Source organism: Minwuia sp. IMCC3009, from assembly GCF_029909415.1.
Classification (GTDB): domain Bacteria; phylum Pseudomonadota; class Alphaproteobacteria; order Minwuiales; family Minwuiaceae; genus Minwuia.
Map to the genome: position 1 here is coordinate 432,119 of NZ_CP123781.1, position 22,585 is coordinate 454,703.

27 protein-coding genes and 1 tRNA gene are annotated in these 22,585 nt (G+C 62.9%); 12 read left to right on the top strand and 16 right to left on the bottom strand.

Annotation, left to right across the window (positions count from 1 at the left end; genetic code table 11):
• Positions 1–17 precede the first annotated feature (17 nt).
• Positions 18–764 carry a serine O-acetyltransferase EpsC gene (gene epsC / locus QGV55_RS01930; RefSeq protein WP_281018560.1) on the bottom strand — a complete coding sequence of 249 codons (747 nt, stop codon included), beginning with the start codon at positions 762–764 and terminating at the stop codon, positions 18–20.
• Positions 765–993: 229 nt separating this feature from the next.
• Between epsC and QGV55_RS01935 the strand changes: the two genes are divergently transcribed.
• Positions 994–1,647: an alpha/beta hydrolase gene (locus QGV55_RS01935; protein ID WP_281018559.1), complete on the top strand. Its 654-nt coding sequence runs from the start codon at positions 994–996 to the stop codon at positions 1,645–1,647.
• A gap of 15 nt (positions 1,648–1,662) precedes the next feature.
• Here QGV55_RS01935 and QGV55_RS01940 read toward each other — a convergent pair whose 3' ends face one another.
• The gene (locus QGV55_RS01940; protein ID WP_281018558.1) at positions 1,663–2,763 is read right to left on the bottom strand and encodes an anhydro-N-acetylmuramic acid kinase; all 1,101 of its coding nucleotides are present in this window, start codon (positions 2,761–2,763) and stop codon (positions 1,663–1,665) included.
• A gap of 81 nt (positions 2,764–2,844) precedes the next feature.
• On the opposite strand from QGV55_RS01940, the gene tyrS reads away from it, so the two are divergent.
• Together tyrS and QGV55_RS01950 are read left to right on the top strand one after the other, a co-directional pair.
• Positions 2,845–4,110 (top strand): tyrosine--tRNA ligase, encoded by a 1,266-nt coding sequence (gene tyrS, locus QGV55_RS01945; protein ID WP_281018557.1) that lies wholly within the window; start codon positions 2,845–2,847, stop codon positions 4,108–4,110.
• Positions 4,111–4,392: 282 nt separating this feature from the next.
• Positions 4,393–5,214 (top strand): flagellin, encoded by an 822-nt coding sequence (locus QGV55_RS01950; RefSeq protein WP_281018556.1) that lies wholly within the window; start codon positions 4,393–4,395, stop codon positions 5,212–5,214.
• A gap of 60 nt (positions 5,215–5,274) precedes the next feature.
• On the opposite strand, the gene QGV55_RS01955 is transcribed toward QGV55_RS01950, so the two are convergent.
• The gene (locus QGV55_RS01955; RefSeq protein WP_281018555.1) at positions 5,275–6,090 is read right to left on the bottom strand and encodes a helix-turn-helix transcriptional regulator; all 816 of its coding nucleotides are present in this window, start codon (positions 6,088–6,090) and stop codon (positions 5,275–5,277) included.
• Between the two features lie 157 nt (positions 6,091–6,247).
• Here QGV55_RS01955 and QGV55_RS01960 point away from each other — a divergent pair, with 157 nt between their 5' ends.
• Positions 6,248–6,670 (top strand): hypothetical protein, encoded by a 423-nt coding sequence (locus QGV55_RS01960; protein ID WP_281018554.1) that lies wholly within the window; start codon positions 6,248–6,250, stop codon positions 6,668–6,670.
• Positions 6,671–6,952: 282 nt separating this feature from the next.
• Positions 6,953–8,101: a GGDEF domain-containing protein gene (locus QGV55_RS01965; RefSeq protein ID WP_281018553.1), complete on the top strand. Its 1,149-nt coding sequence runs from the start codon at positions 6,953–6,955 to the stop codon at positions 8,099–8,101.
• 141 nt (positions 8,102–8,242) lie between these two features.
• Here QGV55_RS01965 and QGV55_RS01970 read toward each other — a convergent pair whose 3' ends face one another.
• The 3 genes from QGV55_RS01970 to queF form a co-directional block, all read right to left on the bottom strand.
• On the bottom strand, positions 8,243–8,458 hold the full coding sequence (locus QGV55_RS01970) for a hypothetical protein (RefSeq protein ID WP_281018552.1): 216 nt from the start codon (positions 8,456–8,458) through the stop codon (positions 8,243–8,245).
• A gap of 132 nt (positions 8,459–8,590) precedes the next feature.
• Positions 8,591–9,190: a hypothetical protein gene (locus QGV55_RS01975; RefSeq protein WP_281018551.1), complete on the bottom strand. Its 600-nt coding sequence runs from the start codon at positions 9,188–9,190 to the stop codon at positions 8,591–8,593.
• A gap of 4 nt (positions 9,191–9,194) precedes the next feature.
• Complete coding sequence (gene queF / locus QGV55_RS01980; RefSeq protein WP_281018550.1) at positions 9,195–9,644, bottom strand: preQ(1) synthase; 450 nt, start codon at positions 9,642–9,644, stop codon at positions 9,195–9,197.
• A 55-nt stretch (positions 9,645–9,699) separates the two neighbouring features.
• Between queF and QGV55_RS01985 the strand changes: the two genes are divergently transcribed.
• From QGV55_RS01985 to QGV55_RS01995, 3 genes are all read left to right on the top strand, one after another.
• Positions 9,700–10,395, top strand: coding sequence for an HAD-IA family hydrolase (locus QGV55_RS01985; protein ID WP_281018549.1), 696 nt, complete (start codon positions 9,700–9,702; stop codon positions 10,393–10,395).
• Positions 10,392–11,123 (top strand): ATP12 family protein, encoded by a 732-nt coding sequence (locus tag QGV55_RS01990; protein ID WP_281018548.1) that lies wholly within the window; start codon positions 10,392–10,394, stop codon positions 11,121–11,123. Before QGV55_RS01985 ends, QGV55_RS01990 begins: the two co-directional genes overlap by 4 nt.
• A 62-nt stretch (positions 11,124–11,185) precedes the next feature.
• Entirely contained in the window at positions 11,186–12,718 is a 1,533-nt protein-coding gene (locus QGV55_RS01995; protein ID WP_281018547.1) for an acyl-CoA carboxylase subunit beta, read from the top strand.
• A 95-nt stretch (positions 12,719–12,813) separates the two neighbouring features.
• Here the strand turns inward: QGV55_RS01995 and QGV55_RS02000 are convergent, their stop codons facing one another.
• The 4 genes from QGV55_RS02000 to QGV55_RS02015 are packed head-to-tail and all read right to left on the bottom strand — an operon-like array spanning position 12,814 to position 15,184.
• A complete protein-coding gene (locus tag QGV55_RS02000; RefSeq protein WP_281018546.1) occupies positions 12,814–13,437 on the bottom strand; it encodes an acetyltransferase in 624 nt (207 codons plus the stop codon).
• Between the two features lie 7 nt (positions 13,438–13,444).
• Positions 13,445–14,368, bottom strand: a complete 924-nt coding sequence (locus QGV55_RS02005; protein ID WP_281018545.1) for an NAD-dependent epimerase/dehydratase family protein — start codon at positions 14,366–14,368, stop codon at positions 13,445–13,447.
• Positions 14,369–14,398: 30 nt separating this feature from the next.
• Positions 14,399–14,767: a response regulator gene (locus QGV55_RS02010; RefSeq protein ID WP_281018544.1), complete on the bottom strand. Its 369-nt coding sequence runs from the start codon at positions 14,765–14,767 to the stop codon at positions 14,399–14,401.
• 33 nt (positions 14,768–14,800) lie between these two features.
• On the bottom strand, positions 14,801–15,184 hold the full coding sequence (locus QGV55_RS02015) for an Hpt domain-containing protein (RefSeq protein WP_281018543.1): 384 nt from the start codon (positions 15,182–15,184) through the stop codon (positions 14,801–14,803).
• Between the two features lie 147 nt (positions 15,185–15,331).
• Here QGV55_RS02015 and QGV55_RS02020 point away from each other — a divergent pair, with 147 nt between their 5' ends.
• The 3 genes from QGV55_RS02020 to QGV55_RS02030 all read left to right on the top strand — a co-directional run bounded on the left by QGV55_RS02020 (position 15,332) and on the right by QGV55_RS02030 (position 18,691).
• Complete coding sequence (locus QGV55_RS02020) at positions 15,332–16,189, top strand: MoxR family ATPase (RefSeq protein ID WP_281018542.1); 858 nt, start codon at positions 15,332–15,334, stop codon at positions 16,187–16,189.
• A 50-nt stretch (positions 16,190–16,239) separates the two neighbouring features.
• Positions 16,240–17,418, top strand: coding sequence for a VWA domain-containing protein (locus QGV55_RS02025; RefSeq protein ID WP_281018541.1), 1,179 nt, complete (start codon positions 16,240–16,242; stop codon positions 17,416–17,418).
• 91 nt (positions 17,419–17,509) lie between these two features.
• Positions 17,510–18,691: an SGNH/GDSL hydrolase family protein gene (locus tag QGV55_RS02030; protein WP_281018540.1), complete on the top strand. Its 1,182-nt coding sequence runs from the start codon at positions 17,510–17,512 to the stop codon at positions 18,689–18,691.
• A gap of 3 nt (positions 18,692–18,694) precedes the next feature.
• On the opposite strand, the gene QGV55_RS02035 is transcribed toward QGV55_RS02030, so the two are convergent.
• From QGV55_RS02035 to QGV55_RS02060, 6 genes are all read right to left on the bottom strand, one after another.
• Positions 18,695–19,111, bottom strand: coding sequence for a hypothetical protein (locus QGV55_RS02035; RefSeq protein ID WP_281018539.1), 417 nt, complete (start codon positions 19,109–19,111; stop codon positions 18,695–18,697).
• 2 nt (positions 19,112–19,113) lie between these two features.
• Positions 19,114–19,911 carry an enoyl-CoA hydratase-related protein gene (locus QGV55_RS02040; protein WP_281018538.1) on the bottom strand — a complete coding sequence of 266 codons (798 nt, stop codon included), beginning with the start codon at positions 19,909–19,911 and terminating at the stop codon, positions 19,114–19,116.
• Positions 19,908–20,216, bottom strand: coding sequence for a hypothetical protein (locus tag QGV55_RS02045; protein ID WP_281018537.1), 309 nt, complete (start codon positions 20,214–20,216; stop codon positions 19,908–19,910). The genes QGV55_RS02040 and QGV55_RS02045 overlap by 4 nt, the downstream gene beginning before the upstream one ends.
• Before the next feature lie 37 nt (positions 20,217–20,253).
• Positions 20,254–20,330: transfer RNA gene (locus QGV55_RS02050), tRNA-Arg, on the bottom strand.
• Positions 20,331–20,405: 75 nt separating this feature from the next.
• A complete protein-coding gene (ubiA, locus tag QGV55_RS02055) occupies positions 20,406–21,314 on the bottom strand; it encodes a 4-hydroxybenzoate octaprenyltransferase (protein ID WP_281018536.1) in 909 nt (302 codons plus the stop codon).
• Positions 21,311–22,018 carry a methyltransferase gene (locus QGV55_RS02060; protein WP_281018535.1) on the bottom strand — a complete coding sequence of 236 codons (708 nt, stop codon included), beginning with the start codon at positions 22,016–22,018 and terminating at the stop codon, positions 21,311–21,313. Before QGV55_RS02060 ends, ubiA begins: the two co-directional genes overlap by 4 nt.
• Before the next feature lie 132 nt (positions 22,019–22,150).
• On the opposite strand from QGV55_RS02060, the gene yajC reads away from it, so the two are divergent.
• The gene (gene yajC / locus QGV55_RS02065) at positions 22,151–22,543 is read left to right on the top strand and encodes a preprotein translocase subunit YajC (protein ID WP_281018534.1); all 393 of its coding nucleotides are present in this window, start codon (positions 22,151–22,153) and stop codon (positions 22,541–22,543) included.
• The last annotated feature ends 42 nt before the right edge of the window (positions 22,544–22,585 follow it).

A 22,585-nucleotide genomic window follows, 5' to 3' on the forward strand; every position in this document is an offset into this window, starting at 1 on the left:
ACCGGCGCGCGGTGCGGTCAATCTTCACCACTGGAAATGACGCGCACCAGCGGCTCGGCATCCTTCGCCTGCTGCGCTTCCAGTTCGTCCACCCGTGCCCGCAGGGCCTCCATCTCCGCCAGCATCGCCGACAGCTTCTGGGCCATGGGATTGGTGGAGCCATCCGTCGGCATGCCGTAGGCGGCGAAAGTCGGCATGTGATCTTCGGGGTTCTCCACCAGTCGCGGCTTGGACTTGTTCACCACTTCGGCGGGGATGCCGACCACGGTCGCGCCCGGCGGCACTTCCTTCACGGCCACGGCATTGGCACCGACGCGTGCGCCCTTGCGGACGATGATCGGACCCAGCACCTGCGCACCGGAGCCGACGATGACGTCATCCTCCAGCGTCGGATGCCGTTTCTGGCCAACCTGCGCCGCGGAGTTCACGGACGGCGCGACGCCGCCCAGCGTCACGTCATGGTACAGGGTGACATTGTTCCCGATCTCCGCTGTCTCCCCGATCACGACACCCATGCCGTGATCCACGAAGAAGCCGGAGCCGATGGTGGCGCCCGGATGAATCTCGATGCCCGTCAGGAACCGCCCGATCTGGGAAAGCCACCGCCCGGCCAGATGCAGTTTGCGCTGCCACAGCCAGTGCGCGGCACGATAGATCAGCACGGCATGAAAGCTGGGGTAACAGAGCGCGACTTCGAGCATCGACTTGGCGGCGGGATCCCGCGCCATGATGGCCTTGATGTCAGATCGCAGAGACTGCCACATGGCGTCACTCCCCGGTGCATTGTTCCGGATGCGGAACAGCACCCGATACCAGCTATATATTCTACGCATTTTGTTCGTCAAACCACCACTGGCTCACGGACCGGTGTCCGGAAAGCTGGAATCGCTGCGACAATGGGCGTATATCAGGCGCCGCCCCGCGGATTCCTGCGCTGTGCCCACAGCATTGCAGGCGATGCCCCCAAATCTGTCTGAGGATCATTCAGTCCCCATGCCCGAAGTCATTTTCAATGGACCGGAAGGTCGCCTCGAAGGTCGCTACCATCATGTCGAGGACGAGACGGCGCCGATTGCCCTGGTCCTGCATCCGCACCCGCTCTACGGCGGCAACATGAACAACCGCCTTGTCTACAACATGTTTCAGCTCTTCAAGGCGCGCGGCTTCGCGGTGCTGCGGTTCAATTTCCGGGGTGTCGGCCGCAGTCAGGGTGAACACGACCAGGGCATTGGCGAACTTTCCGATGCCGCCTCCGCCCTCGACTGGATGCAGCAGATCAAACCGGATGCGCGCGCCTGCTGGATCGCCGGCTATTCCTTCGGGGCCTGGATCGGCATGCAGTTGCTGATGCGCCGCCCGGAAGTGGAAGGTTTCATTTCTGTCTCCCCGCCCGCGAACATGTTCGATTTCACTTTCCTTGCCCCCTGTCCGTCATCGGGCATCATCGTGCAGGGCACGGAAGACGATCTGGTGCCGGAACCGGATGTGCAGAAGCTGGTGGATCGCCTGAAGACGCAGAAGGGCATCATCATCGACTATGAGAAGATCGATGGCGCCAATCACTTCTATGAGCAGGAGATGGATGAGGTCGACCAACTGGTCGGCAGCTACGTCGATCGCCGCCGCGCCGCGATCGAGGGGCTCTGAGTCACTTGCAGACGGTCATTCCGCCGCTGATCTCTGACCCGGCCATACGACTTCTCCGCCGGGCATGGGATGTGGCACACCTGTGGTGCCGGGCAGGCTGAGCGGCAGGTCCCGCCATGCCCTGACGGCCAGGAAGGCGAAGGCCTGGGCCTCCACCGCATCGCCGTCATGGCCGATGGCCTCCACGGGTTCCACGGGCACGCCCAGAGCTTCCGCCAGACGTAGCATCAGTGTCGGATTGTTGCGCCCGCCGCCAGTGACCAGCCAACGCAGCGGCGGCTGCGGCAGGTGCGGCAGGGCACGCGCGACCGATTGCGCCGTGAACGCCGTGAGTGTCGCCGCCCCATCCTCGGTCGAGAGTCCTTCCGGCCAGCTTTCGGGCTGGAACGCTTCCCGGTCCAGTGACTTTGGCGGCGGTCGGTCGAAATAGGCATTGTCCATCAGCCCGCGCAGCCAGTCCGCATCCACCTGACCGGCCGCCGCTGCCTTGCCGTCCGTGTCTCGGCCCGTACCGGTACGCCGCGCCATCCAGTCATCGATCAGGGCATTGGCGGGGCCAGTATCAAAGGCAAGGATTTCATCCGCCCCTTCGCCAATCCAGGTGACATTGCCGACCCCGCCCAGGTTCAGCACGGCCAGAGGCCGGGGCAGACCGGCGGTCATGGCGGCATGGAACAGCGGTGCAAGGGGCGCACCCTCCCCACCCGCTGCCACATCCGCCTTGCGGAACTCGGTGACGACCGGCAGGCCATAGCGATTGGCAAGTGCCAGGGCGTCACCGATCTGCACGGTCACCCGTCGCGATGGATCGTGGAAGGTCGTCTGACCGTGAAATCCGATCAGTTGCGGACGGGCGTCCGAAAATTCCGCCAGAAAGCTGTCGATGGCACGGACATGGGCCGCCGTCACGGCCGCTCCCGCCGTATCGGAGGCGACGGGCTGGCCGAAGTCGGCGCGGATCGCCGCCTGTTCCTCCGGCAGATAGCCGTATCCGGAACGGGGCCCGAGTTCGGCAATGGTTTCGCCATCGCTGGTCAGCAGCGCCACGTCGACACCATCGACGGAGGTTCCGCTCATCAGTCCAAGCACGGTCATGGGGGCATCGCTTCCGGTCATGGGGGGAGTGTGCTACAGCCGCCACCGAACGCCAAGGCAGCTTCGCCACGGCAGGACGATCCAGTACCCGAAGGCAACACGATGACCAGTCCCGATACCGCTGTTCGCTCCGACTTCCTGAATGCCATGCACAGCCGTGGCTATGTGCATCAGTGCACCGATACGGCAGGACTTGATACCGCGCTGAACGAAGGGGTGGTCCCGGCCTATATCGGGTTCGACTGCACGGCGGACAGCCTGCACGTCGGCAGCCTGGTGCAGATCATGATGCTGCGCTGGCTGCAGAAGACCGGCCACAAGCCCATCGTGCTGCTGGGCGGTGGCACGACGCGGATCGGTGACCCGTCAGGGCGCGATGCCGCGCGGCAACTGCTGACCGATGAGGATATTGCCCGCAACATGGCTGGCATCCGCAAGGTGTTCGAGAAGTTCCTGACCTTCGGCGACGGGCCGACCGACGCGATCATGGTCAACAATGCCGACTGGCTGGACGGGCTGGCCTACATTCCGTTCCTGCGGGATGTGGGCAGGTATTTCTCCGTCAACCGGATGCTGAGCTTTGATTCGGTGAAGCTGCGGCTGGACCGGGAACAGTCGCTGACGTTCCTGGAATTCAACTACATGATCCTGCAGGGCTACGATTACCTGGAACTGTCGCGCCGTGTCGGCTGCCTGCTGCAGATGGGCGGATCGGACCAGTGGGGCAATATCGTCAATGGTGTCGAACTGACCCGCCGCATCGATCAGCGCGAGATCTACGGCCTGACGTCACCGCTGATCACCCTGGCCAACGGGCAGAAGATGGGCAAGACGGCGCAGGGTGCGGTCTGGCTGAACGAGGACCGGCTCAGCGCCTATGACTACTGGCAGTTCTGGCGCAACACGGCGGATGCCGACGTCGTCCGCTTCCTGAAGCTGTTCACCGAACTGCCCCTGGACGAGATCGAGCGGCTGTCTCGGCTGGAGGGGCAGGAACTGAACGAGGCCAAGAAGCGTCTCGCCGACGCCGCCACCACCATGGTGCATGGTGCCGCCGCTGCCGCTGCTGCCGCCGAGACCGCCCGCAAGGCGTTCGAGGAAGGTGACAGCGCCGACGGCCTGCCGACGCTGGATGTATCGGCGGCTTCGGTCGCGGAGGGCGCGGCCCTGATCGATCTGATGATCGGTGCCGGAATGGCGAAGTCGCGCGGTGAGGCCCGGAAGCTGATCCGCGGTGGCGGGGTCCGCCTGGCGGACGAGAAGGTTGCCGATGAGGGGCTGACCCTGAACGCGGATGCCTTTGGCGGCGGCAGCGTGAAGCTCTCCGTCGGCAAGAAGCGGCATGTCCTCGTACGGATTGCCGACTGATCCGGCCGATCCGCCTCCGCCGTAGCCCGGACTCAATTGCCGGATTCGGAAAATTTTACCTGATTGCCCTGGCAAGCAGCGCCGCACCCGGCAGCAACTGCCGGGTGCGGTCCGACTGGATTTCGTTCGAAAAACAGGAATAAATCAATAAAAACAAAAGGAAAGACGGTTCTGGCATAGTTGGCACATAGGTTGAAATCAGTTCGGTACACGGCGCCAAGGCGCTCAACAGGTGTACCGGGGGACCAGAGAAGAAGGTCCCCACGAACAGGAGAAGACCTAATGACACTTTCGGTGAACACCAATGTCAGCGCGATGGTGGCCCTTCAGCAGCTCAACGCAACCAATCGCGATATGGCGGAGGTTCAGACCCGTATCAATACCGGCCTGAAGGTTGCCGGTCCGAAGGACAATGGCGCGGTCTATGCCATCGCCCAGAACATGCGCGGCGAGATCGCCGGGTTCGAGGCGGTGAAGACCGCCCTGGACAACGCGGTCAGCGTCGTCGATGTGGGACTGGCCGCCGGGCAGACGATTTCGGACCTGCTGATCGAGATGAAGGAGAAGGCGGTTGCCGCCCTGGACTCCAGCCTCGATACCTCCAGCCGCAACGCGCTGCAGAACGATTTTGCAGCCCTGCGTGACCAGATCGGGACCATCTCCGGCAATGCCGAGTTCAATGGCTTCAACATGCTGGACGGCTCTGCCTCCTCCATCGCCGTGTTGGCCAATCCGGATGGTGATACCATCACCGTGACGGCCCAGAACATGACCACCGGCACCGCCGGACTGGCTCTGTCGGCCCTGTCGCTGGCGACCGCAACCAACGCAGCGGCCGCGCGCTCCGCAATCGACTCGGCCATCGATACGGCCAACCAGCAGCTCGCCCAGCTGGGTACCCGCGCCAAGTCCATCGAGATCCATCAGGGTTTCGTGGACAAGCTGATCGACAGCCTGACCTCCGGTGTCGGCAATCTGGTCGATGCGGATCTGGCGAAGGAAAGTGCCCGATTGCAGGCCTTGCAGATCAAGCAGCAGCTTGGCACCCAGGCGCTGTCCATCGCCAACCAGGCGCCGCAGAGCATCCTCGGCCTCTTCGGCTAGGCCCCGGCGCCAGCCAACTGAAACGGACAGGGCCTCGGCAATCGCCGGGGCCCTTTCGATTCAGCCCGGCAGGCCTGCCGCCACCTGCCGCAGGGCGTCCGCTGTCGCGGCATCGGCAGGCAGAAAGGCCTCGATGGCGATCTCCGACAGGGTGACATCGACCGGTGTGCCGAACATCGTCGTCGTGCTGAACAGCGACAGGACCGCGCCACCTTCCGTGCGGATCCGGAGCGGCACGACATAATCGATCATGTCGGCGGGGAATGCGTCGGCTGCATCATCCGTTTCCTCCGGCACCGGATACCCGGCCAGTTCCTCGAGCAGGGCCTCCAGCTCCGTGTCCGCGCTGGTGTCGATCTGCTGGCGCAGGCGGTGCAGCACATGTTCGCGCCACTGGCCAACGTTGACGATGCGGGGTGCCAGTCCCTCCGGGTGCAGGCTGAGACGCAGCACGTTGCATGGCGGTTCGAGCAGATGTGCGGCCACGCCCTGCAGCATGACCTGCACCATCCGGTTGGCCCGCAGCAGGTTCCAGTGCCGGTCCACCGCCAGCGCCGGGTAGGGGTGATAGCCCTCCAGCACCAGCTCGACCGCCTTGCGCGCAGGCTCCAGCGATGGATCGTCCAGCGCCCGTTCCGGATAGACCGGCGCAAAGCCGCCTGCCGTCAGCATGACGTTGCGCTGTCGCAGGGGCACGTCGAGATAGTCACTCAGACGCAGCACCATTTCCCGGCTGGGTCTGGCCCGTCCGGTCTCCATGAAGCTCAGGTGCCGTGTCGAGATCCCCGCATCACAGGCGAGATCGAGCTGGCTGAGGCGCCGCCGCTGCCGCCACGCGCGCAGATGCTGGCCGAAATCGGAAACATGCTTGTTCATGGCGCAGAGAATAGGACCCGGAACGCGCGGGACCAATGACCTGACGGGTAATTGAGAGCATACGGCGCCCTTCGTCATGTTTCGGGGCAGGGAGGCCGGGTGCCGGTCTTCCGCGGCCAGATTGGCCTGATGGTTCATCAATGAACGGGAGCTTTCGATGACACCGAAACAGAACGACTTCCTGCGCCGGGCCCTGCAGATCGACTTCGGCATTTCCCTTGTCTGCACATCTGCCCTGATTGCCGCGTCCGTGCCGCTGGCGGAGCTGGCGGGTCTGCCGCATCTGCTGGTGCTCGGTACCGGACTGGTCTTCGTGCCCTTCCTGATCCTGCTGGGCTGGGTGCTGCGCTGCCCCACGCCGCCGCGCCAGGGCGTGCAGATGGTCATTGGCCTGAACGTCGCCTGGGCCGTGGGAACCATCATCTTCCTGGCCAGCGGAATCGTGGCGCCGACGGTCTATGGCTACCTGCTGATCGCGGGCATCGGCGTTGCCGTAGCCGTCTTCGCGGAGATGGAAATCGTCGGCCTGCGCCGGGCGCTGTCGGCTGGTGGTGCCACGCGGACTGCCACGACCTCGTGAACCGCATCCGCGTTGGCGGCAAGCGATAGTCTTTCGAAAGTTCGCCGCCTCAACGTTGGGGGGGCCGATCCTGGCAGCCACCCTCGCCAGGTGCCCCTCCAGCATTCCGGTCTCGGCACCCGCATCCTGGAAACAGGAAGCCGATCTTCCGAACAGCTTTCGCGTGTTTGGAATTGAAGCGGACTCAATCTTCATGGAATGCCGCACTGATCCTGTACACTGGTTCTCGGGAAGGTCTGAGTTTCGGGGCCAGCAAGGCAGTGCAGTATAGGAAGATGACAAGTGGATGATGTGGGTTCTGTCGGCGGACAATGGCAATTTGAAGATTTTCAGATTTTCCCGTGGCATCCGAGTTTCAATACCGGGAACGAGATAATTGATGATCAACATAGAAATCTGGTCATTCTTCTGAACAGGCTGGCATACAGCCTGATTCAGGACGAAGATATCGAATTGGACGATCAATATAGGGCGCTCCATGATTATGCGAGCGTGCATTTTCATGATGAAGAAAAAATCTGGATGGAGCATTTCGGAGATGACCCCTGGTTCATAGGGCACCGGAAATCACACGAAAATTTCCTGGTCAGACTTGAGGATATTCGAAATAGATTTGCGGATAAATCTTCGGAGCAGGAAGTCGAGGAAATAGTAAGATTCCTGATACGCTGGCTGGCTTCGCACATCATCGAAAGCGACAAGAAGATGTACTTTGTCATTTTGGATATGGATAGCGGCTATTCCATTGAATCAGCAAAGCGAAATGCTGAAATTAAAATGGGAGGAGAAATACAGGATCTGATCGATGCTGTATTGAATATGTATGAAAATTTGTCGAAGACAACTCTTTACATGATTCAGGAGCGCAATTCTCGAATCAGGACCGAAGAGATGTTGAAGGCGGCCTACAGAAAGCTGGAAGTGATTTCGGTGACGGACCAGTTGACCGGACTGTTCAATCGCCATCAATTGGATAACATGATTGACAGGGAAATCAGGCGGGCGGCGCGAAACAAGGAGCGCGTCGCCTTGTACATGATCGATATTGATTATTTCAAGAAGTACAATGATTTTTATGGGCATCTGGCAGGTGATGAGGCCCTCAAGAAGGTTGCCGATACATTGCGACAGACCTGTGCCCGGCCAGGCGATTTTCTGTTTCGCTTCGGAGGGGAAGAATTCTGTGTCGTCATAATGCAGGCAAATGAAGAGAGTATCATTCCCTTCGGGAACCGAATTCGGGCCGCAGTCGAGGCCCGTTCAATTCCACATGAGACAAATCCGAACTCGAGATTTCTCACAATATCGATTGGTGCGGTAACCTGGATCCCGAAACCGGGTGAGGAAATCAAGGAATATTTTGAACATGCAGACAGGGCTTTGTATGAATCAAAGAGAAAAGGAAGAAATTTTGTAACCATGAACGTGTGATATTTGTTCGAAGTAACTATTTTGTTTTATTTATATGTCTAATTTTCATGAATTTCACATGATTTGTAGCATTGTGAATTCGGGTATTTTTCATCAAGGCGTTGATGTTGTTTCTGTCAGGCCCGTTTGAGTTGGGCAGGTTCATGCGTCCCGGATCAGCCGGTACTGGATCCGCATCGCCGACATGCGGCGATAGAAGCCCAGGATGTCGCGGGCGGGACCTGTCAGCCGCTCGTAGCCGGAGATGAAGGCGACGATGGTCCCGATCTCCGACTGGCCCTGGATCACCAGCCAGCCACCGACCATCAGGATGGCCAGTGGACCGAGGTGTCCCAGAAGGTTGTTCACGAACTTCATGAAGTGTTTCAGCAGGAAGATTCGGATGCGCAGGCGGTAGATGCCGTCGATCAGATCGTGCGGGTCGGTGTCGTTCTCTTCGTCGCTGCCGATCTGGTCGCTCAGTTCCCGCAGCCGTGTCGTGCGTTTCTCCTACAGCCGGTTGATGCGTTGCTGCATCAGGGGAACGATGATCAGGGCGGGAATGAAGAAACCGATGGCCACGACGGCGACCAGCGGATCGACGATCAGCATGTAGATGATGACGCTGGCGACCATGCCGCCCTGCAGCAAGGGAAAGGACAGGCTCTCGCCCACGAACCCGCCCAGGCGCTCCGCCTCCGCCGTGACGATCGCCTGTCGGGTGCCGGGTTCCTCGCCTGAGGCGGGATCGTCGACGAAGCGGTTGCGCAGGCGGCGGATCACCCCTTCCGACACCTTGTTCTGATAGACATTCAGAACGTATTTCAGGGCGCCATGGGTCAGCAGCGCGGCCAGATAGATTCCCCCCAGCAGGAACAGTAACCGGGTGGCGCCATTGGCGATGGCATCGTCGACGATGCGGCGCTGCAGTTCGATGGGAACCAGCGACAGCGGGAAGACCACCAGGGTCAGCAGGCAGAGCCGGATCTGCTGTCCCGCGCCCACGGCCCAGACATAGCCATAGAGATTGCGCGGCATCTTCGACAGCGGCTGGCCGTCGATGCCGGGAAGGGCGGAGCGATAGATCCGGTTCAGTTCGGGGTCGGACAAGCTGTCAGCGACCGCGATAGGTTTCGACGTTCTGATCCGGCAGCCAGACCCCGGCCGGGGGTTCCCCGGTCTGGTAGAAGACGTCGATCGGGATACCCCCGCGCGGATACCAGTAGCCGCCGATGCGCAGCCAGACCGGTGCGATGCAGTCCACGATCCGGCGCGCGATCAGGATCGTGCAATCCTCGTGAAACGCACCGTGATTGCGGAAGGCGCCGAGAAACAGCTTCAGGCTCTTGCTCTCCACGATCTCCCGGTCCGGCACATAGTCGATCACCAGACGCGCGAAGTCGGGCTGTCCGGTGACCGGGCAGATGGACGTGAACTCGGGCGCGGTGAAACGCACCAGATAGGGGTGGCCGACATGTGGATTGGGCACCGCATCCAGTACTGCCTCGTCCGGGTCGTCCGGCAGGGGGCTTTGCTGTCCCAGGTGTTTCAGATCGTCCTGCATGTTTCCGCCGTATCCTGATTGCGCATCCGGTTCCGTCCTGCCAGCAGCTGTGGCAATGTCCGCCCCCATGATTCCGCGACTTGTTCTTTTCGACTGCGATGGCACGCTGGTGGACAGCCAGGCTGGCATTGTCACGTCCATGCAGACCGCATTCCTCAGCTTCGGCTTGATTGCACCACCGCCGGAGGGGGTCAAGCGCGTCGTGGGCCTCAGCCTGGATGTCGCGGTGCGCCGGCTGGCACCGGAGCTGGGCCAGTCCGACGCCTTGCGGGTCGCCGCGCTCTACAAGGAAACCTTCCGCAACCTGCGGCTTTCCGGCGAACTGCAGGAACCGCTGTACGAAGGCATCAAGGCTGCCGTGCTGGAACTGGACCGGCCCGACACGATTCTGGGCGTCGCAACCGGCAAGAGCCGCAGGGGCCTGTTCGCGGTGCTGGAGCGGCACGGCATGCGGGCGCGGTTCCAGACCCTTCAGACGGCCGATGATGTGGCGGCGGGCAAACCTGCGCCCGACATGTGCCTGAAGGCCTGCGCGGAGACCGGTATCGAACCGGCCGCGACCGTGGTGATCGGGGACACGACATTCGACATGCAGATGGCACGCCGTGCGGGTGCGACGCCGGTCGGCGTTGCCTGGGGCTATCATGGGGTGGATGAGTTGCGGGACGCCGGTGCGGCTGAAACTGTCGCGCACCCGCGCGACATTGCGCTTGCGGTGCAGCGCATCCTGCCGGGAGAGGATGCGGCATGAAACGGTTCTACAAGTCAGTCGGGACGGAGGTCGCGGACGGTGGTCATGCCGTGCTGCTGGACGGTCGCCTGATCCGCACACCGGCGCGCAGGCCCCTTGTGGTGCCCAGCCTGACCCTGGCGGAAGCCATCGCGGCGGAATGGGATGCCCAGGGGGAGGAGATCGACCGTCGCGCCATGCCGCTGATGCGCATGGCGGGTACGGCCATCGACGATCTGGCAGGGATGCGCGACCAGACAGCCGATGCCGTCGCGCGCTACGCGGAGACGGACATGGTCTGTTTCTGGGCCGCGGAACCGCAGAAGCTGGTGGAACGCCAGCAGGCAACGTGGCGGCCATTGCTCGAATGGCTGGAGCAGGCGTTCGACGCTCCCCTGGCCGTGACCTCCGACATCCACGCGCAGCAACAGCCACCGCAGAGTCTGCGCGCCCTGCACCAGCATGTGCACCGCCTCGACAGCTTCCGTCTGGTGCCGCTTTCGGTGGCGACCGGCACTGCCGGATCACTGGTCATCGGGTTGGCGCTGGTCATGGGACGCATCAATGCCGAGCAGGCTTTCGACGCCGCACAGCTTGACGAAACCTTCCAGATCGAGGAATGGGGCGAGGATGACGAGGCGCGGCGGCGCCGGGCGGGTATCGTGACTGAATTCCAGGCGGTGGAGCGGTTCTGCCGTGCCCTGGATGACGCAGACATGCCGCCCGCCGGAGCCGCTGGCACTTCGTGACCAATTACCTATGATCTGAAAATTCAGATTCGCGAGACAGAACAACGGGCGGGGAGCATTCGATGCAGGATATCGTTCAGATGCTGGAGGAGAAGCGGGCCAAGGCGCGCGCGGGCGGCGGCGAGCGCCGGGTGCAGGCGCAGCATGCGCGTGGCAAGCTTTCCGCGCGGGAACGGATCGAGTTGCTGCTCGACGAAGGCTCGTTCGAGGAATGGGACATGTTCGTCGAACATCGCTGCACCGACTTCGGCATGAGCGAGAACAAGATCCCCGGCGACGGCGTGATCACCGGCTATGGCACGGTGAACGGTCGGCTGATCTTCGTCTACTCGCAGGACTTCACGGTCTTCGGCGGCGCGCTGTCGGAGATGCATGCCCGCAAGATTTGCAAGATCATGGACAAGGCGCTGCAGGTTGGCGCGCCGGTCATCGGCATGTGCGATTCCGGCGGCGCCCGTATCCAGGAAGGCATCGACAGCCTGGCGGGCTACGCGGACGTGTTTCAGCGCAATGTGCTGGCCTCCGGCGTCGTGCCGCAGATCTCCATGATCATGGGGCCGTGCGCCGGTGGTGCCGTCTACAGCCCGGCCATGACGGACTTCATCTTCATGGTGAAGGACACGTCCTACATGTTCGTGACAGGCCCCGACGTCGTGAAGACGGTGACGGCGGAGACCGTGACGGCGGAACAGCTCGGTGGCGCGATCACGCATACCACCAAGTCCTCCGTTGCCGATCTGGCCCTGGACAACGACATGCAGGCCATCGCGCAGGCGCGCCGGTTCATCGATTTCCTGCCTGCCTCCAACCGCGAGGAAGCGCCTGTCCGTCCCACGTTCGACGATCCGGAACGTCAGGAAGCCTCCCTCGACACCCTGGTTCCGTCGAACCCCAACAAGCCCTACGACATGATGGAACTGGTGGAGAAGATCGTCGATGAAGGCGATTTCTTCGAGATCCAGCCCGGCTTTGCCAAGAACATCATTGTCGGCTTTGGCCGCATGGAGGGGCAGACGGTCGGTATCGTCGCCAACCAGCCGATGGCGCTGGCCGGGTGCCTGGACATCGACTCCTCCAAGAAGGCCGCGCGCTTCGTGCGCTTCTGCGACTGCTTCAACATCCCGCTGGTGACGCTGGTCGATGTGCCCGGCTTCCTGCCCGGCACCTCGCAGGAATATGGCGGTCTGATCAAGCACGGGGCCAAGCTGCTCTATGCCTATGCCGAGGCCACCGTGCCGAAGGTCACGGTGATCACCCGCAAGGCCTATGGCGGCGCCTACGACGTGATGAGTTCCAAGCATCTGCGTGGTGACGTGAACATGGCCTGGCCGAACGCCGAGATCGCGGTCATGGGTGCCAAGGGGGCGGTGGAGATCATCTTCCGCGCCGACATCGGCGATGACGCGAAGATCGAGGCGCGGACGGAGGAATACCGCAAGACCTTCGCCAATCCCTTCATCGCCGGTGCACGGGGCTTCATCGACGACATCATCATGCCGCACAACACCCGCTTCCGGATCATCAAGTCCCTCAGGATGCTGAAGACCAAGAAGCTGGAGAACCCCTGGAAGAAGCACGACAATATTCCACTCTAGGAAGCAGGCGGGTTGGGGTTGGTCAAGGTCGGCCAACCCGCCGTCTCCAATTCCCGGCGTTTGCCTTCTGACAGCGTCTCTTCCTGAGAAGCCCTTCAGCCCTTGCGCGGTCGCGCCACACCACCGCCGACAGCCGTGACACCCGCCGCAACGTCCTGAACGACAACGGCCCCGGCACCTATGGTGGCACCGTCACCCACGGCGACACCGGGCCGCGCCACCGCCCCCGCACCGAACAGCACGCGCGCGCCAATGCCGACATTGCCGGCCAGATGCGCACCGACCGCGACATGGCTGCAGTCGCCGACCTGACAATCGTGGCTGACCGTCGCGCCGGTGTTGATGATCACGTGGCGACCCAGCCGCACGCCGGTCTGCAGCACCGTGCCGGCGAAGATCATGCAGCCATCATTGATCACGGCCGACGGCGAGACCCAGGAAAAGGGGTGGATCAGGGTCGCGAACGCGCACCCGTCCAGGGCTGTCGCCAGTCTGGCGCGGGCGTCATTGTCGCCGACGGCAACCAGCCATTCGGCGTCCCGGGACCTGTGTTCGGCGGGGTCCCCGGCCAGCACCGGCACACCCGGCAGGGTCTTGCCCCACATGGTGCTGTCCTGATCCAGCAGGCCTGCGACCTGCCGCCCTGCGGCCTGTGCTGCCTCGACACATTCGCGGGCATGCCCGCCTGTCCCGATGATCAGCAGGGGCGGGGCGGTCATGCGGGCGTCAGTCGCTTTCCAGGGTCAGGCGCAGGCCGTCCCGGAACACCATCTCGGCCGGAACATCGAAGGCCGCCATGGCGCGGGCCGGATCACCGATGGAGGTCCGGATATCGCCGGTGCGGGCGTCCGCATGGGTGATGTCGGCCGTTGCTCCGCAGATTTCCGCCACCATGTGGGCCAGTTCCAGCACCGATGTCGATTTGCCAGTGCAGACATTGTAGACCGCACCCGCGCCGCCGCCCGCATCCATGGCCGCGACCAGATGCCGGACCACATCGCCGACGAAGACGAAATCGCGAACCTGTCCGCCATCCCCGAAGATGGTGATGCCCTGACCGGCCTTGATCCGGTCGGTGAAGATCGCGATGACGCCGGAATAGGGGGACTTGGGGTCCTGGCGCGGCCCGAAGACATTGAAGAAGCGGAAGCCGGTGTTCGGTACGCCATGAACACCATGCGCCACCCGGCCATGCAGTTCGCACCCCAGCTTGTCCGCGCCATAGGCGGAAAGGGGTTTGGTGATCGCATCCTCGTTCAGCGGCACATTGGCATTGTCGCCATAGACCGCGGCGGATGAGGCGTAGATTACCGGTATGGCCTTGCCGTCCTTAGCCGTACGGGCGGCGTCGAAGACCGTGATGGTGCCGGTCAGGTTGGTGCGGTGGCTGGCAACCCACTCCTCCGTGCAGCGCTGTACGGAGGCGACGGCGGCGAGGTGGAAGCAGCCATCCTTGCCGGCCAACTGACGCTCCATCAGCGCGGCGTCGGAAATGTCCCCGACGACGATCTCCGCGCCTTCCGGCACGTTCTCCCGCTTGCCGGTCGAAAGGTCATCGACGATGGTGACCTTGTCGCCGCGCTTCATCAGGAATTCGGTCAGATGCGAGCCGATGAAGCCGCATCCCCCGGTCACAAGCCAGTGTGCCATCGCATCAAGTCTCCCGATCTGTCTTGGGGCTCAGAGGCCCAGCGTAGTGCGCACCGCCTCGATGAACTGGTCAACCTGGATCGGCTTCGCCAGATAGGCATCCGCGCCGGTTTCCAGCACCTTGCTCTCGTCCCCGGCAGTCGCCATCGTCGTCACCACGATGATGGGCACGTCCTTCAGCGCCGGGTCAGCCTTCATCTGGCGGACCAGATCCAGGCCGGACACGCCCGGCAGCATGACGTCCATGATGATCAGGTCGGGCGTTTCCTCCGCCGCCAGTTCCAGGGCTTCCTGCCCGTCATCGGCTGTCACCACGTCACAATCGAGCTGCTGCAGGGCAGAAGCATAGACTTCCTGCACCAGCATATTGTCCTCAACGACCAGAATACGCTTTTCCATCTGCTCCCCAGTTTCCCAATGCGCAGTCGGCGCTCAACCCAGACCCGGGTATGCGGCGCGGACCGCGGCAGCCGTTTCCGGCGCCATGTCTACCAAATCCTGTGCAAGAGTCAGGCCTTCCTGCTCGTTGCCCTGCTTGACCGCGATTTCGCAGGCGCTTGCCTTTTCCTTCATGGCCCCGAGGCCGACGGATCCGGAACTGGATGTCAGGTCATGTGCCTGCTGGCGCACCCCCTCCATGTCCCGCGAATCGATAGCTGCCTGCAGGAGCGCCACCTTCTCCTGCATCTGTACCAGAAACTTGCCGAGGAGCATCTCCACCAACTGGTCACCCAGACTGGATTTCAGCGCCTCGAACGCCGTCGCATCAAAGTGTTCTGACATGGCCGTCACATCTCCAAATTCCAGAGCCGCCAATCATGGTGACGCTACCCGAACGGCATGCAGAATGCGAGACCTGCAATCCGCACGGCGGTGTCGCTACTCATGCGCACTTGATCCAACCAGCGGGTACACCTAGTTTCGCGCAACATGTGCAGGGAAACTGACTGAGGCGAGAAGGGGATGGCGATGCGTTTCGAAGGCACCAGCAATTATGTGGCGACCGAGGATCTGATGGTAGCGGTGAATGCCGCAGCCACCCTTGAACGGCCTCTGCTGATCAAGGGCGAACCGGGAACCGGCAAGACAGTGTTGGCGCACGAAGTGGCAAAGGCGTTCGACGCCAACCTGATCGAGTGGCATATCAAGTCCACCACCAAGGCCCAGCAGGGCCTGTACGAATATGATGCGGTCTCGCGGCTGCGTGATTCCCAGCTGGGTGAGGAGCGGGTGAAGGACATCCGCAACTACATCAAGCGCGGCAAGCTCTGGGATGCCTTCACGGCGGAACAGCGCCCGGTGCTGCTGATCGACGAGATCGACAAGGCGGACATCGAGTTCCCGAACGATCTGCTGCTGGAACTCGACCGCATGCAGTTCTTCGTCTACGAGACCGGCGAGACCATCGTGGCGCAGCAGCGCCCGCTGATGATCATCACCTCCAACAACGAGAAGGAACTGCCGGACGCGTTCCTGCGCCGCTGCTTCTTCCACTACATCCGCTTCCCGGATACGGAGACGATGCAGGAGATCATCGAGGTGCATTATCCGAACATCCAGTCCGAACTGGTGTCGGAGGCGCTGAAGATCTTCTATGATATCCGCGAAGTGCCGGGGCTGAAGAAGAAGCCTTCGACGTCGGAGCTGCTGGACTGGCTGAAGCTGCTGATGGCGGAAGACCTGTCGGCGGAGACGCTGCGCAGCCGCGACCCGAAGAAGCTGATTCCGCCGCTGCATGGCGCGCTGCTGAAGAACGAGCAGGACGTGCATCTGTTCGAGCGACTGGCGTTCCTCGCCCGTCGGGAGCAGAACAAGAACTGAGGTCACATCGTCACTTCGCGCGATGAACGGTCCGATCAGGAGGTAACTGCATGTTCGTGAACTTCTTTCTGGAACTGCGCGAGAACAAGGTGCCCGCGACGCTGCGCGAGTACCTGACCCTGATCGAGGCCGTGCAGCGCGGGGTGGCGGGCTACAGTGTCGAGGATTTCTACTACCTGTCCCGCGCCACGCTGGTGAAGGACGAGAAGAACCTCGACAAGTTCGACCAGATCTTCGGCAAGTGCTTCAACGGCCTGGACTTCGTGTCCGACCAGGTGGAGCAGGAAATTCCCGAGGAATGGCTGAAGAAGCTGGCCGAGAAGGTACTGACCGAAGAGGAAATGGCGGAGATCGAGTCCCTCGGCGGTTTCGAGGAACTGATGGAGACCCTGAAGAAGCGCCTGGAGGAGCAGAAGAAGCGCCACCAGGGCGGCAACAAGTGGATCGGCACCGCCGGCACCTCGCCATTCGGCGCCCACGGCTACAATCCGGAAGGTGTCCGCATCGGCCAGAAGGAAAGCCGCCATCGCCGGGCGGTGAAGGTCTGGGACAAGCGCGACTTCAAGAACCTGGATGACAACGTCGAACTGGGGACCCGCAACATCAAGGTGGCCCTGCGTCGCCTGCGCCGCTTCGCGCGCGAGGGCGCGGACATGGAACTGGACCTGCCGGACACCATCAAGTCGACGGCGGAGAACGCGGGCTTTCTGGATCTGAAGATGGTGCCGGAGCGTCGCAATACCATCAAGGTGCTGCTGATGCTGGATATTGGCGGCTCGATGGACGACCACATCCGTACCTGCGAGGAGCTGTTCTCGGCCGCGAAGACCGAGTTCAAGCATATGGAGCACTACTACTTCCACAACTGCCTCTACGAGAAGCTGTGGAAGGACAACAAGCGCCGCCATTCGGAGTTCGTTGATGCCTGGCAGGTGCTGCACACCTATCCATCGGACTACAAGGTCGTCTTTGTCGGTGACGCGACCATGAGCCCCTACGAGATCGTCTATCCCGGCGGCTCCGTCGAGCACTGGAACGAGGAATCCGGCGAGGTCTGGATGAAGCGTTTCCTCGACATCTATCAGCGCGCCATCTGGCTGAACCCGGTGCCGGAGAAATACTGGGACTACACGCCCTCGATCAAGCTGATTCAGGAACTGATGGGCAACCGCATGTTCCCGCTGACGCTGGAAGGCCTGGAAAAGGGCATGAAGGAACTGTCGAAGTAGGTTTCTCGGTGCGCTGGCACGCCCTCAGCGACAGGCAGAGGCTGATGCAGGGGCAGTTCCAGCCGCCGCAGGCCCGAACGGATTCTGGCTCATGAAGAAGTTTCTCGTCAATTCCGCCGTCATGCTGGCGTCGCTGCTGGTCGGGCTGCTGCTGGTCGAGGGGCTGGTCCGGCTCACCGCCGAGCCCTGGCTGGAACAGCGCATGGCCGAACTGAACCCGGACGGCGAGAATGCCGGCTTCGGGTCCGACACCAATTGGTCCTACGAGAGCAAGGACGGCAATTTCCTCAAGTTCCGGGCGGGAAGCGAGGTGGCGGTCAGCCACTTCGAGTACGACCTGACCGCGCATATCGACGAGATGTCAGGCCGTGTCACCGTGCCGACACCAGAGGCCGGCGCGCCCGTCGTGCCCCTGCTGGGTGATTCCTTCGTGTTCGGGATCGGCGTCGCGGATGACCAGACAATCGCCTCGCGGTTGGCGGGAAGGCACCGCGAATGGCGGTTTCTCAATCTCGGTGTGCCGGGCACGGCGCTGGCCGAGCACCTATATTTCCTGCGCAACCGGCATCAGGAGATCGGCAGCCCCGACCGCTATGTCTTCTTCGTCTATACGGGCAATGACCTGCTCGACCTTTTCAGAGGCGTGCCGGGCGAAGCGGCGCCGGAACGAAAGGTCGATGTCGTCGCACACGCCAAGGAAGCCAGCTCGTCCCAGCGCTTCCTCTCCCGTGTCAATGCGTTCGTCTACTACAACCCGGTGCTGAAGCGGTCCTATGCCATCCAGCTTGTCCGCCGCTATCTGCTCAACACGCTGAACGCCAGCGCGCAGGACGACGGCGGCGTACCCCTCGTGCATCCCTCGATCCTGATGCTCGACGCACGGCAGCAGGTCATGCAGCAGCAGGCTGCCGACTTGCTGGCGGAGCAGTTCCGGCGTCTGGACGAGATGCAGGACCGGCTGGGGTTCGCGTCGCTGGTGATCGTCGTGCCGAACGTGTTTCAGCTCGATGCCGAGCGACTGGGGGGCATGACGGAGCGCTACGCGATGGGCCCGCAGGACGTGGACGTCATGACCCCGAACAGGATCATCGCCAACGCCGCGAAGGACCATGATTTCGCGTTTCTCGACACGACGGACTGCATCGCCTCAAAGGGCGATCCGAAGGAACTCTACTATCTGCAGGACGACCATCTGCGGGACGCCGGTGTTCGTGCCCTGGCCGATTGCATCGATCCGGCCATCAGTGAATTTCTCGCGGCACCGGGCGGCTGATCCCTACCGGAATGCCTTCCGCGCTACTGCTGTCACCACGCCCCAGGCCGCATTGACCGACAGGCCGGTGATCAGGCCCATGACCGGATCACCGGTGGGTTCGATGCCCTTCATCGGGAAGACCACCGCGACGGCGATCAGGGTGGGACCCACGGCGCCGAAGATGGCGACCAGGATCCAGTACTTCAGGCCGCGCCCGAACCAGGGCGCGATCAGGCCCAGCACGATACCCCAGACACCACCCCAGAAGGTGATGGAGACAAGCTGCGGCACGCCGAACGGCTCCACCGGCTGCATGGGGAAGGGGGCGAAGGGGGCGATTCCGGCATTGTGCAGCAGCATCAGCACGATCTGATGCCCGGCCAGCACACCGATGCAGCCCGCGATGAACCAGAGCAGCAGCGCGCGGGGGGAGCGCATGATCAGCCCTTGCCTTCCGCCGGATACCAGTTGGGTTCCCGCTTCTCCAGGAAGCTGGCCAGACCCTCGTCCGCTTCCGGCGTCAGGCGCTTGGCGGCGTGGGGGCGGACCATCTCCTCCATCTCCAGCGCGGAGAAATAGAGCGCTGAATATTTCAGGATCGACTCCTTGGACTGCGCCAGGGCTTCCGGCGGGCAGTGCAGCAGGGCATCGATGATGGGGGCTGCCGTCGCATCCAGATCGGCGGCGTCACAGACCTCGTCCACCAGTCCGATCTCCATCGCCCGCTCACCGTTGAACCGTTCGCAGGTCAGCGAATAGCGCCGCGTCCGCCCCGGACCCATGCGGGAGATCAGTTGCGGGAAGATCGGCGCGGCCATCAGGCCCCAGCGGGCCTCCGTGATCGAGAAGATGGCATCCCGTGCCGCGACGATGATGTCGCAGGCTGCCGCAACCCCTGCGCCGCCGCCGAAGCAGCCGCCGTGGATCAGGGCGATGGTGGGCTTCGGGAAGGTGGTCAGGCCCTGCACCGCATGGGTCGTGTTGCGCGATACCTCCGCGTTGGCGTTCCAGTCCTTCACCCGGACTTCGCGGATCCAGGACAGGTCGGCGCCCGCCTGGAAATGCTTGCCGCGGCCCCGGATCAAGACCAGCCGACAGGCGTCGTCCGCCGCAAGCCTGCCGAAGGTCTCCAGCAGGGCGCTGATCATCTCGCCGTTGTAGGCATTGTTGCGCTCCGGCCGGTTCAGCCAGACCGTCGCCACGCCGCGTCCGTCAATCTCCGTCTCGACGACACTCATGCTTCGTTCTCCCCTTGTGTATCCGCCTTGCCGATCCAGTCCGGGAAGGTGCCGCTCGCCGGATCGAAGATGGCGTTCATCCGCCGCAGCCGCTCGATCGGTGCCAGCGTTGCCGCGATCAGCGGGTCATCCGGCACAGCGGTGGCCAGCTTCGATCCCCCGACATCCCCCGCCAGCGCCCCCAGCGCGCTGTCGATCTCCGCCTCGCTCAGGGTGCCCTTTGCCCGCAGACTGCCAATCAGGGCGGCTACAGCCAGCAGCAGCCCGGCCGTCTGGGCATCTGAAACGTCGGCATCACTGGTCATGGTGGCTGGTCCCGTTCCGGTGGCGGGTAGGAATGACTGGTGATCCCGACAGGATTCGAACCTGTGACCTACTGATTAGGAATCAGTTGCTCTATCCTGCTGAGCTACGGGACCACGCAGGGCGGAACCTATCAGTGCTTCGGGGCCGCGAAAAGAGCCTCTGCGCAGGCGCAGGGCAGATGCGCCTGCTCAGGCCAGCCCGCCCATCAGCAGGGCGGCGAGCATGATGAAGCCCATGCCGATGTTGGACTTGAACTTGGCGAGGCAGTCGCGGCTGTTGTCGATGTCGACGCGCACGACCTGCCAGACCAGGTGGGCCACGACGGCGGCGAAGCCCAGCAGGAACCAGTGGCTGAAACCGGCCTCCCGCGCCGCCAGCGCCCAGAGCACGACGGTGAGCCCGTAGAAGATCCAGAGTGCCGGGCGGGTGCGGTGGCCCAGCTTCCGGGCGGAGGATTTCACGCCGATCAGCGCGTCGTCCTCCTTGTCCTGGTGCGCATAGATGGTGTCGTAGCCCATGGTCCAGAAGAAGCCACCTGCATAGAGCAGCAGGGCGGGCAGTTCGACCGTACCCACCGCGGCGGCATAGCCCATCACGGCCCCCCAGTTGAAGGTCAGGCCGAGCCAGGCCTGCGGCCACCAGGTGACCCGCTTGGTGAAGGGGTAGACGACCACCAGGAACAGGGAGAAGACGCCGAGCCATATTGCCGTCTGCCCGAGCTGCAGCAGGATCACGAGGCCCAGCAGCGCCAGGAACGCGGCCCAGAGCACGGCCTGCTTCGCTGTCACCTGACCCGACGGGATCGGGCGCAGCCGCGTCCGTTCGACCTTGCCGTCGAAGTTGCGGTCGGCGATGTCGTTCACCGTGCAGCCCGCACCCCGCATGATCAGCGCGCCCAGCCCGAACAGCACGAACAGGCGCAGCGTCTCCAGATCCAGCACCGGGCGGGCAAGGATGATCGACCACCAGCAGGGCCAGAGCAGCAGCCAGGTGCCCACCGGCCGGTCGAAACGTGCCAGCTTGAACCAGGGCTTCAGGAATTCCGGCGCATGGCGGTCAACCCAGTTGTCGCCGCGCGCATCGGCGATGATGCTCATGCATCAGCCTCCGTAGCTGCTTCGACCGCCGCCGACGCCTGCTGATCCGTTTCGAACAGCCAGACATCGGTGGAGCGGACGTCATTGTCCTCCAGCTCCCGCGTCGTCGGCACCGCATAGTGTGCCAGCCGCCGCATGCCGCCACTCGGGCGGTAGGTCCGGCCGGGGTCCCCCATGATGACGGGGGTCCCGGCGGCGACCAGGGTGCGGAACCAGTGTTCGACCCGTCCCGCGAGCGGCTGTTCGTAGCAGATATCGCCCGCCAGCAGAACATCCGTGTCCGGCAGGGGCTGTCCGACGATGTCATCGCCGCGTGTTGTCACGACGACCTTGTTGGCAGTGGCGTTCAGTTCCGTGGCGGCAAGGCTGAAGGGATCGACATCCACGGCCAGCACCGACTGGGCGCCGGCAATGGCCGCCGCGACGGCCACCAGGCCCGACCCGGCGGCGAAATCAACGACCCGCTTGCCCTGCACCACCTCCGGATTGTCCAGAATGTAGCGTGCCAGGGCCTGCCCTCCGGCCCAGGCAAAGGCCCAGAACGGTGGCGGCAACCCCTTCTCCTGCAAGGCTTCTTCGGTCAGTTGCCACAGCGGCACGGCCTCCGTCGCCAGATGCAGCCGTACCTCCGGCACCAGTGGTGACGGCAGCAGGGCGGTGTTGGCGCGGATGAACGCGGTACGGTCGTGGATCGATTCAATCATCCGCTGCTTATAGCGTCGCAGTCACGTTACTGCAGCTTTGGTTGAAATCGGGGGCGCGACGGTTATATTCCCGGCACTTTCATCAAGCCCGCCTGGTGCGGGTCACCTGATCTCCGTGCATGGAGCGACCAAATGCTGATTTCCCCGGCCTACGCGCAGGCCGCCGGAGGCGGTGGCGACATTTTCTCCGCCATCCTGCCCCTCGTCCTCATCTTCGGCGTCTTCTATTTCCTGCTGATCCGTCCGCAGCAGAAGAAGATGAAGGAGCATCGCTCCATGGTGGAGAACGTGCGCCGCGGCGACACGGTCGTCACCGGTGGCGGCATCATCGGCCGCGTCACCAAGGTCAAGGACGAGGCCACGATCCAGGTCGAGATCTCGGAGAATGTCCGGATCGATGTCGTCAAGGGCACGCTGACCGAGGTGCGCACCAAGTCGCAGCCCGCCAGCGGCGATGCCAAGCCGGCAGCCCCGGCGAACGAGGACAAGGGCGGCCTGCTCGGCAAGCTCGGCTTCAAGAAGTAAGCTGACGCGACCATTCGCGTTCCCTGCATCGTGACGTAAAGG

What these genes read in the sequence shown, in the direction of transcription:
- QGV55_RS02045 (WP_281018537.1), bottom strand. Translation starts at nt 20,216, where the DNA reads ATGACCAGTGATGCCGACGTTTCAGATGCCCAGACGGCCGGGCTGCTG.
- tyrS (WP_281018557.1), top strand. Translation starts at nt 2,845, where the DNA reads ATGACCAGTCCCGATACCGCTGTTCGCTCCGACTTCCTGAATGCCATG.
- QGV55_RS01950 (WP_281018556.1), top strand. Translation starts at nt 4,393, where the DNA reads ATGACACTTTCGGTGAACACCAATGTCAGCGCGATGGTGGCCCTTCAG.
- QGV55_RS01990 (WP_281018548.1), top strand. Translation starts at nt 10,392, where the DNA reads ATGAAACGGTTCTACAAGTCAGTCGGGACGGAGGTCGCGGACGGTGGT.
- epsC (WP_281018560.1), bottom strand. Translation starts at nt 764, where the DNA reads ATGTGGCAGTCTCTGCGATCTGACATCAAGGCCATCATGGCGCGGGAT.
- QGV55_RS01940 (WP_281018558.1), bottom strand. Translation starts at nt 2,763, where the DNA reads ATGACCGGAAGCGATGCCCCCATGACCGTGCTTGGACTGATGAGCGGA.
- QGV55_RS01935 (WP_281018559.1), top strand. Translation starts at nt 994, where the DNA reads ATGCCCGAAGTCATTTTCAATGGACCGGAAGGTCGCCTCGAAGGTCGC.
- QGV55_RS02040 (WP_281018538.1), bottom strand. Translation starts at nt 19,911, where the DNA reads ATGAGTGTCGTCGAGACGGAGATTGACGGACGCGGCGTGGCGACGGTC.
- QGV55_RS02035 (WP_281018539.1), bottom strand. Translation starts at nt 19,111, where the DNA reads ATGCGCTCCCCCCGCGCGCTGCTGCTCTGGTTCATCGCGGGCTGCATC.
- QGV55_RS02010 (WP_281018544.1), bottom strand. Translation starts at nt 14,767, where the DNA reads ATGGAAAAGCGTATTCTGGTCGTTGAGGACAATATGCTGGTGCAGGAA.
- QGV55_RS01995 (WP_281018547.1), top strand. Translation starts at nt 11,186, where the DNA reads ATGCAGGATATCGTTCAGATGCTGGAGGAGAAGCGGGCCAAGGCGCGC.
- QGV55_RS02060 (WP_281018535.1), bottom strand. Translation starts at nt 22,018, where the DNA reads ATGATTGAATCGATCCACGACCGTACCGCGTTCATCCGCGCCAACACC.
- QGV55_RS01960 (WP_281018554.1), top strand. Translation starts at nt 6,248, where the DNA reads ATGACACCGAAACAGAACGACTTCCTGCGCCGGGCCCTGCAGATCGAC.
- QGV55_RS02025 (WP_281018541.1), top strand. Translation starts at nt 16,240, where the DNA reads ATGTTCGTGAACTTCTTTCTGGAACTGCGCGAGAACAAGGTGCCCGCG.
- QGV55_RS01955 (WP_281018555.1), bottom strand. Translation starts at nt 6,090, where the DNA reads ATGAACAAGCATGTTTCCGATTTCGGCCAGCATCTGCGCGCGTGGCGG.
- ubiA (WP_281018536.1), bottom strand. Translation starts at nt 21,314, where the DNA reads ATGAGCATCATCGCCGATGCGCGCGGCGACAACTGGGTTGACCGCCAT.
- QGV55_RS02000 (WP_281018546.1), bottom strand. Translation starts at nt 13,437, where the DNA reads ATGACCGCCCCGCCCCTGCTGATCATCGGGACAGGCGGGCATGCCCGC.
- queF (WP_281018550.1), bottom strand. Translation starts at nt 9,644, where the DNA reads ATGCAGGACGATCTGAAACACCTGGGACAGCAAAGCCCCCTGCCGGAC.
- QGV55_RS01985 (WP_281018549.1), top strand. Translation starts at nt 9,700, where the DNA reads ATGTCCGCCCCCATGATTCCGCGACTTGTTCTTTTCGACTGCGATGGC.
- QGV55_RS02005 (WP_281018545.1), bottom strand. Translation starts at nt 14,368, where the DNA reads ATGGCACACTGGCTTGTGACCGGGGGATGCGGCTTCATCGGCTCGCAT.
- QGV55_RS02020 (WP_281018542.1), top strand. Translation starts at nt 15,332, where the DNA reads ATGGCGATGCGTTTCGAAGGCACCAGCAATTATGTGGCGACCGAGGAT.
- yajC (WP_281018534.1), top strand. Translation starts at nt 22,151, where the DNA reads ATGCTGATTTCCCCGGCCTACGCGCAGGCCGCCGGAGGCGGTGGCGAC.
- QGV55_RS02030 (WP_281018540.1), top strand. Translation starts at nt 17,510, where the DNA reads ATGAAGAAGTTTCTCGTCAATTCCGCCGTCATGCTGGCGTCGCTGCTG.
- QGV55_RS01970 (WP_281018552.1), bottom strand. Translation starts at nt 8,458, where the DNA reads ATGAAGTTCGTGAACAACCTTCTGGGACACCTCGGTCCACTGGCCATC.